At 58.5% G+C, this 6,559-nt stretch carries 6 protein-coding genes; 2 read left to right on the top strand and 4 right to left on the bottom strand.

The genetic code is table 11. The features are described from left to right. The 4 genes from BFP93_RS06770 to BFP93_RS06755 form a co-directional block, all read right to left on the bottom strand. Positions 1-848: NAD(P)(+) transhydrogenase (Re/Si-specific) subunit beta (locus BFP93_RS06770; protein WP_141687952.1), on the bottom strand; the 848-nt coding region annotated here is incomplete at its 3' end. Further along, on the bottom strand, positions 848-1,168 hold the full coding sequence (locus BFP93_RS06765) for an NAD(P) transhydrogenase subunit alpha (protein ID WP_003187417.1): 321 nt from the start codon (positions 1,166-1,168) through the stop codon (positions 848-850). The genes BFP93_RS06765 and BFP93_RS06770, both read right to left, overlap by 1 nt. Before the next feature lie 15 nt (positions 1,169-1,183). Then, entirely contained in the window at positions 1,184-2,305 is a 1,122-nt protein-coding gene (locus BFP93_RS06760) for a Re/Si-specific NAD(P)(+) transhydrogenase subunit alpha (protein ID WP_065892532.1), read from the bottom strand. A gap of 415 nt (positions 2,306-2,720) precedes the next feature. Further along, on the bottom strand, positions 2,721-3,656 hold the full coding sequence (locus BFP93_RS06755; protein WP_065892531.1) for a LysR family transcriptional regulator: 936 nt from the start codon (positions 3,654-3,656) through the stop codon (positions 2,721-2,723). Between the two features lie 158 nt (positions 3,657-3,814). On the opposite strand from BFP93_RS06755, the gene BFP93_RS06750 reads away from it, so the two are divergent. Next, entirely contained in the window at positions 3,815-4,996 is a 1,182-nt protein-coding gene (locus BFP93_RS06750; protein WP_065886800.1) for an acyl-CoA dehydrogenase, read from the top strand. Between the two features lie 13 nt (positions 4,997-5,009). Next, a complete protein-coding gene (locus BFP93_RS06745) occupies positions 5,010-6,230 on the top strand; it encodes a CaiB/BaiF CoA transferase family protein (RefSeq protein WP_065892530.1) in 1,221 nt (406 codons plus the stop codon). The last annotated feature ends 329 nt before the right edge of the window (positions 6,231-6,559 follow it).

Here is a 6,559-nt window from a genome sequence, read left to right as displayed (position 1 = left end):
ACATTGAAGAAGGAGCGGTTCATGGCCTTGCACATGATGTACGACAGGATCGCGCCGCTGGAGCCCACCAGGGAGCCGGCGATGATCAGCATCGAGTTGTTCAGCGAGAAGCCGATCCCTGCCGCTGCCCAGCCGGAGTAGCTGTTGAGCATCGAGACAACCACCGGCATGTCGGCGCCGCCGATGGGGATGATGATCAGCACGCCCAGTACAAAGGCCAGGGCCAGCATCACGGCGAAGGCCGTGAGGTTGCCGGTGAACATGAAGGCCAGGCCCAGGCCCAGCGTCAGCAGGCCCAGCACCAGGTTGAGCTTGTGCTGGCCGCCGAACTGCACCGGTGCGCCCTGGAACAGGCGGAACTTGTACTTGCCGGAGAGCTTGCCGAAAGCGATCACCGAACCGGAGAAGGTAATTGCACCGATGGCGGCACCCAGGAACAGTTCCAGGCGGTTGCCCGCAGGAATGGCGTCGCCCAGGTGCTTGACGATACCCAGCGATTGCGGTTCGACGACCGCCGCGATGGCGATGAATACCGCAGCCAGGCCGATCATGCTGTGCATGAACGCGACCAGTTCCGGCATCTTGGTCATTTCGACGCGCTTGGCCATGACCGAGCCGGCGGTGCCGCCGATCAGCAGGCCGACGATCACATAGCCGATACCGGCCGTCGCCAGCTCAGCGCCGAGCTTATAGATGAGGCCAACGGTGGTGAGTACCGCCAGCGCCATGCCGAGCATGCCGAACAGGTTGCCGCGCCGCGAAGTGGTCGGGTGCGAGAGGCCTTTGAGGGCCTGGATGAAGCAGATCGACGCAATCAGGTAGAGCGTCGTGACGAGGTTCATGCTCATTACTTGGGCGCCTCTTCTTTTACTTTCGGGGCTTTTTTCTTGAACATCTCAAGCATTCGCCGGGTGACCAGGAAACCACCAAACACATTGACCGCCGCCAGGGCCACAGCCAGGGTGCCCATGGTCTTGCCCAGCGGTGTGACCGTGAGGGCGGCGGCGAGCATGGCGCCGACGATCACGATTGCCGAAATGGCGTTGGTTACGGCCATCAACGGCGTGTGCAGCGCGGGTGTCACGTTCCAGACCACGTGGTAACCGACATAAATCGCCAGCACAAAGATGATCAGGTTGTAGATACCGGGGGAGATAAGCTCTTCCATCGTCTGAATCCCTGCTTAGGCGTTTTTGCGGATGACTTGGCCGTCGCGGCACATCAGGCACGCGGCGACGATGTCGTCTTCGAGGTTGATTTCAAACTGCCCTTCCTGGGTGAACACCAGTTTCAGAAAGTCCAGCAGGTTGCGCGCGTACAGGGCCGAGGCATCGGCTGCCACGGCGCCGGCCAGGTTGGTCGGGCCGCAGATGATCACGCCGTTTTCCACCACGACTTGATCTGCAACCGTCAGCGGGCAGTTGCCGCCCTGGGCTGCCGCGAGGTCGATGACGACCGAGCCGGGCTTCATCTGCGCGACGGTTTCGGCGCTGAGCAAGGTCGGCGCTTTACGGCCGGGGATTAACGCCGTGGTGATGACGATGTCGGCCTGCTTGGCGCGCTCATGCACAGCCAGGGCCTGGCGCTGCATCCAGCTGCTGGGCATGGGACGTGCGTAACCGCCGACGCCGACCGCGCATTCGCGCTCCTCATCGGTTTCGTAAGGCACATCAACGAACTTGGCACCGAGGGATTCGATCTGCTCCTTCACGGCCGGGCGAACGTCAGACGCTTCGATCACCGCACCCAGGCGTTTCGCCGTGGCAATCGCCTGAAGGCCTGCAACGCCGGCGCCGAGGATCAACACGCGAGCGGCTTTCACCGTGCCTGCGGCAGTCATCAACATCGGCATGAAGCGCGGGTAGTGGTGGGCAGCCAGCAACACGGCCTTATAGCCGGCGATATTGGCTTGGGAGGACAGCACATCCAGGCTCTGGGCCCGGGAGGTGCGTGGCGCAGCTTCGAGCGCGAAGGCCGTGATGCCGCGCTCTGCGAGCTTGGCGATGGTTTCGTTGCTGAACGGGTTGAGCATGCCCACCAATACGGTGCCGCTTTTGATCAGCGCCAGTTCGCTGTCGCTGGGAGCAACCACCTTGAGGATCAGTTCGGCGCCAAACGCATCGTTGGCGCTGCCAATGGTTGCGCCTGCCGTTTCATAGGCACTGTCGACGATGCTGGCTTTGATGCCGGCACCGCTTTGTACAGTGACCTTATGGCCCTGGCCGATCAGCTTCTTGATGGTTTCCGGGGTGGCAGCCACCCGCGTTTCACCGGTCTGGGTTTCGAGAGGAACACCAATGTGCACGTCAAATCTCCTGCATGATCTTTTTGCTTTTGATCTTTTTGTAAAAAGGCCAGTGCGCCGTGAGTGGCGCAACTGGGGCGGCCGATCAGCACGATCCCGCTGAAATGACAGCGGGGCGCGGCATTTTGCAGGCGAACTTTACGGCCTTCAAGGGATTATGACGGGTGACGAAAAATTAACTACAAGTCACCCTGTGACTGATTGTCGCAATGCGCCGAAATAACCTCTTTAAATACAAGTAATTAAAGGCTTGCAGGCGGTAACGCGCGGTTTTTTAATCGTCAGCGTGATTAGTCGGTTATTGAACCGTAATAGTCGCTGCAAGCCTTATCATTCATGGCTTTGCGCCCATTTTTTGTTCAGCAGATACAGTCTGTTTAAATGCGACATCCGCGTATATCTGTAGTGCTTTGATTTAGTTGACTACAAGGTCAGCAAATGGGGGTTGGCCTTGGGTGTCGGGGTTGTAGCGCCGAGATTGCTCGATGAGCCAGTCGCGGAACGCATGCAGGGACGCGGATTTGACCTTTCGTTCCGGAATCATCAGGTAATACGCCTTGTCGCTGGGCAGGGCTTGGTGGCTCGCGATCACCAAGTGCTGCTCTTTCAACTCTCGCTGGATGAGGAAGGGTGGGATCAGCGCAATGCCCATGTCATGCATTGTCGCCTGGGACAACATTGAGAATAGCTCGTAACGCGGGCCTGTCATGTCGCGGGGAACGCTCATCTGCTGGGCGTTGAACCACTGACGCCAGGCATAAGGGCGCGTTGTCTGCTGCAAGAGCGGCAGGTCGGCCATTTCCTGGGGAGTAAAGTGCGCGCGGTCGCCGAGTAAGCGTGGGCTGCATACGGGGACGGGGTTTTCACCCATGAGCCTGTGGGACTCGGTGCCGGACCAGTCGGCATCGCCGAAATAGATCGCAGCGTCGAACTCGGTGTCGGCAAACAGGAAGGGGCGCGTGCGGTTGGTCAGGTTGACCGTCACTTCCGGATGCCGCTGTTGAAAGTCCTTCAGGCGCGGGATCAACCATTGGGTGCCGAAAGTCGGTACCACGGCCAGTTCGATGACATTCGCGCCCTGCTGGCCCATGACTGAAAGGGTGTCGCGTTCTACTGCATCCAGTTGCGTTGCCACCCTGCGGCTATAAGACAGCCCCGCCTCCGTCAGCTTTACCCCGCGCCGCGAGCGTCGAAACAGTTCGACACTCAAAAATTCTTCAAGGCTGGCGATCTGTCGGCAGATCGCACCTTGAGTGATGGAAAGCTCCTGTGCGGCCTTGGTGAAGCTCTCATGGCGGGCGGCTGCTTCGAAACTGATAAGCGCGGTAGTGCTGGGGATTTTCCTGCGCATGTACATTGTCCTCACATATAAGGCGCTTTTTTGGCCTTGTCAGGCGTTACGAAGTGAGAAATTAGCACAACCCCATGCAGAAACCTCGTTTGCCCTCGGCGTCGCCCCGGCCTAGTCTGCCTGCACGACGTTTTGATTCTTTTCGTGAGGACTTATTCATGGCTGGCAAGGCAAGCTTCAACTGGATCGATCCGCTGCTGCTGGATCAACAGCTCACCGAAGAAGAGCGCATGGTGCGCGACAGTGCCGAGCAGTTTGCTCGGGACAAGTTGGCGCCCCGTGTGCTTGAAGCTTTCCGTCATGAAAAGACCGACCCCGCGATCTTCCGCGAGATGGGCGAAACCGGCTTGCTGGGGGCCATGATTCCCGAGCAATACGGTGGCAGTGGCTTGAACTACGTCAGCTATGGGTTGATTGCCCGTGAAGTCGAGCGTGTCGATTCCGGTTATCGCTCGATGATGAGTGTGCAGTCCTCATTGGTCATGGTGCCGATCAATGAATTCGGCACCGAAGCGCAAAAGCAAAAGTACCTGCCGAAACTGGCCTCCGGCGAATGGATCGGCTGCTTCGGTCTCACCGAGCCCAACCACGGTTCTGATCCAGGCGCGATGATTACCCGTGCGCGCAAAGTGGAAGGCGGTTACAGCCTGACTGGCGCGAAGATGTGGATCACCAACAGCCCGATCGCCGACGTGTTTGTGGTGTGGGGCAAGGACGACGCCGGCGACATACGCGGCTTTGTACTGGAGAAGGGCTGGAAAGGCCTGAGTGCACCGGCGATTCACGGCAAGGTCGGTTTGCGGGCGTCCATTACGGGCGAAATTGTCATGGACAACGTGTTTGTGCCCGAAGAGAACATCTTTCCGGACGTGCGTGGCTTGAAAGGTCCGTTTACTTGCCTGAACTCGGCGCGATACGGCATCTCCTGGGGCGCCCTGGGGGCTGCGGAGTTCTGCTGGCATACCGCGCGCCAGTACACCCTTGATCGTCATCAGTTTGGTCGCCCGTTGGCGGCGACGCAGTTGATCCAGAAGAAGCTGGCCGACATGCAGACCGAGATCACGTTGGCGCTGCAAGGTTGTCTGCGCCTGGGGCGGATGAAAGATGAGGGAACGGCGGCGGTTGAGATTACTTCGATCATGAAGCGCAACTCATGTGGTAAGTCTCTGGATATCGCGCGCATGGCCCGGGACATGCTGGGCGGCAACGGCATTTCCGACGAGTTCGGGGTGGCGCGTCATCTGGTCAACCTGGAAGTGGTCAACACCTATGAAGGTACGCATGACGTGCATGCCTTGATCCTGGGGCGCGCGCAAACCGGTCTTCAGGCCTTCTATTAATAGGAGCACGGACATGGGCGCGCTTTCGCATCTGCGTGTACTGGATTTATCGCGAGTACTGGCGGGCCCTTGGTCCGGGCAGATACTCGCGGACCTTGGGGCCGAGGTGATCAAGGTCGAAAGGCCGGGCAATGGTGACGACACGCGCGCCTGGGGGCCGCCTTTTCTCAAGGATGCTGATGGTGAGAACACCAGTGAGGCCGCGTACTACCTGTCCGCCAACCGGAACAAGGCGTCGGTGACCATCGACTTCACCAAGCCTGAGGGGCAGAAGCTGGTGCGTGACCTGGCTGCCAAGTCGGACATTCTGATCGAGAACTTCAAGGTGGGTGGCCTGGCGGCTTATGGTCTGGATTATGAGTCGCTCAAGGCGATCAATCCGGAGCTGATCTATTGCTCGATTACCGGCTTTGGCCAGACCGGCCCTTATGCAACCCGTGCCGGCTATGACTTCATGATTCAAGGGCTGGGTGGGTTGATGAGCCTCACCGGTCGGCCTGAGGGTGATGAGGGTGCGGGGCCGGTGAAGGTTGGGGTGGCATTGACCGATATTCTCACCGGGCTTTATTCGACCGTAGCCATCCTGGCGGCGCTTGCTCACCGGGATCACGACGGCGGTGGGCAGCATATTGATATGGCGCTGCTGGATGTGCAGGTAGCTTGCCTGGCTAACCAGGCGATGAACTACCTGACCACCGGAGTTTCGCCAAAGCGCTTGGGCAATGCGCATCCGAACATCGTGCCTTATCAGGACTTTCCTACGGCTGATGGTGATTTCATCCTGACCGTGGGTAATGACGGGCAGTTTCGCAAGTTCGCCGAGGTGGCCGGACAACCCCAGTGGGCGGATGATCCGCGGTTCTCTACGAATAAGATGCGAGTTGCCAATCGTGCGGTGCTGGTTCCACTGATCCGGCAGGCGACCGTGTTCAAGACTACGGCAGAGTGGGTATCGCAGCTGGAGAAAGTAGGTGTGCCATGTGGGCCGATCAATGATCTGGCGCAGATGTTTGCCGATCCGCAGGTCAAGGCGCGCGGGTTGGCCATAGAGTTGCCTCACGCGTTGGCGGGGATGGTGCCTCAGGTTGCCAGTCCCATCCGGCTTTCCAAGACGCCCGTGGAATATCGCAATGCGCCTCCGCTGTTGGGTGAGCATACGGTTCAAGTGCTGCAAAGTGTGCTGGGGCTGGCGCCGTCGAGCGTGGCTGCTTTAAGAGAGGCTGGCGTTATCTGAGGTATCTCTTCTATATAGAAGGGCGTCGGTCGTTTTCTGATCAATCCTAACTATTTGATAAGAAAACGAAATTAGTCGTTGACGGCAGATTCTGTGCGCCTATAATTCGCCCCACTTCCGGCGCAGTCGAAACGGAAAACTCCTTGGTAAACAATGAGTTAAGTAAGCTTCGACAGCAAGTGCTTCAGTTCATCGAAGCCAAAAGGAAGTTGAAAAAGAGGTGTTGACAGCAGCTTGTAACGCTGTAGAATTCGCCTCCCGCTTACGAGAGATCGCAAGCGCAAGTGGTTGAAGTTGTTGAAGAAATCTTCGAAAACTTCTGGAAATAA

The sequence above is a fragment of the Pseudomonas sp. 44 R 15 genome (assembly GCF_900004965.1).
In the GTDB taxonomy this organism is placed as follows: domain Bacteria; phylum Pseudomonadota; class Gammaproteobacteria; order Pseudomonadales; family Pseudomonadaceae; genus Aquipseudomonas; species Aquipseudomonas orientalis_A.
The sequence above is the reverse complement of the archived record's forward strand: the minus strand, read 5'-3'. Positions and strand labels throughout refer to the sequence as shown.

What these genes read in the sequence shown, in the direction of transcription:
- BFP93_RS06750 (WP_065886800.1), top strand. Translation starts at nt 3,815, where the DNA reads ATGGCTGGCAAGGCAAGCTTCAACTGGATCGATCCGCTGCTGCTGGAT.
- BFP93_RS06765 (WP_003187417.1), bottom strand. Translation starts at nt 1,168, where the DNA reads ATGGAAGAGCTTATCTCCCCCGGTATCTACAACCTGATCATCTTTGTG.
- BFP93_RS06755 (WP_065892531.1), bottom strand. Translation starts at nt 3,656, where the DNA reads ATGCGCAGGAAAATCCCCAGCACTACCGCGCTTATCAGTTTCGAAGCA.
- BFP93_RS06745 (WP_065892530.1), top strand. Translation starts at nt 5,010, where the DNA reads ATGGGCGCGCTTTCGCATCTGCGTGTACTGGATTTATCGCGAGTACTG.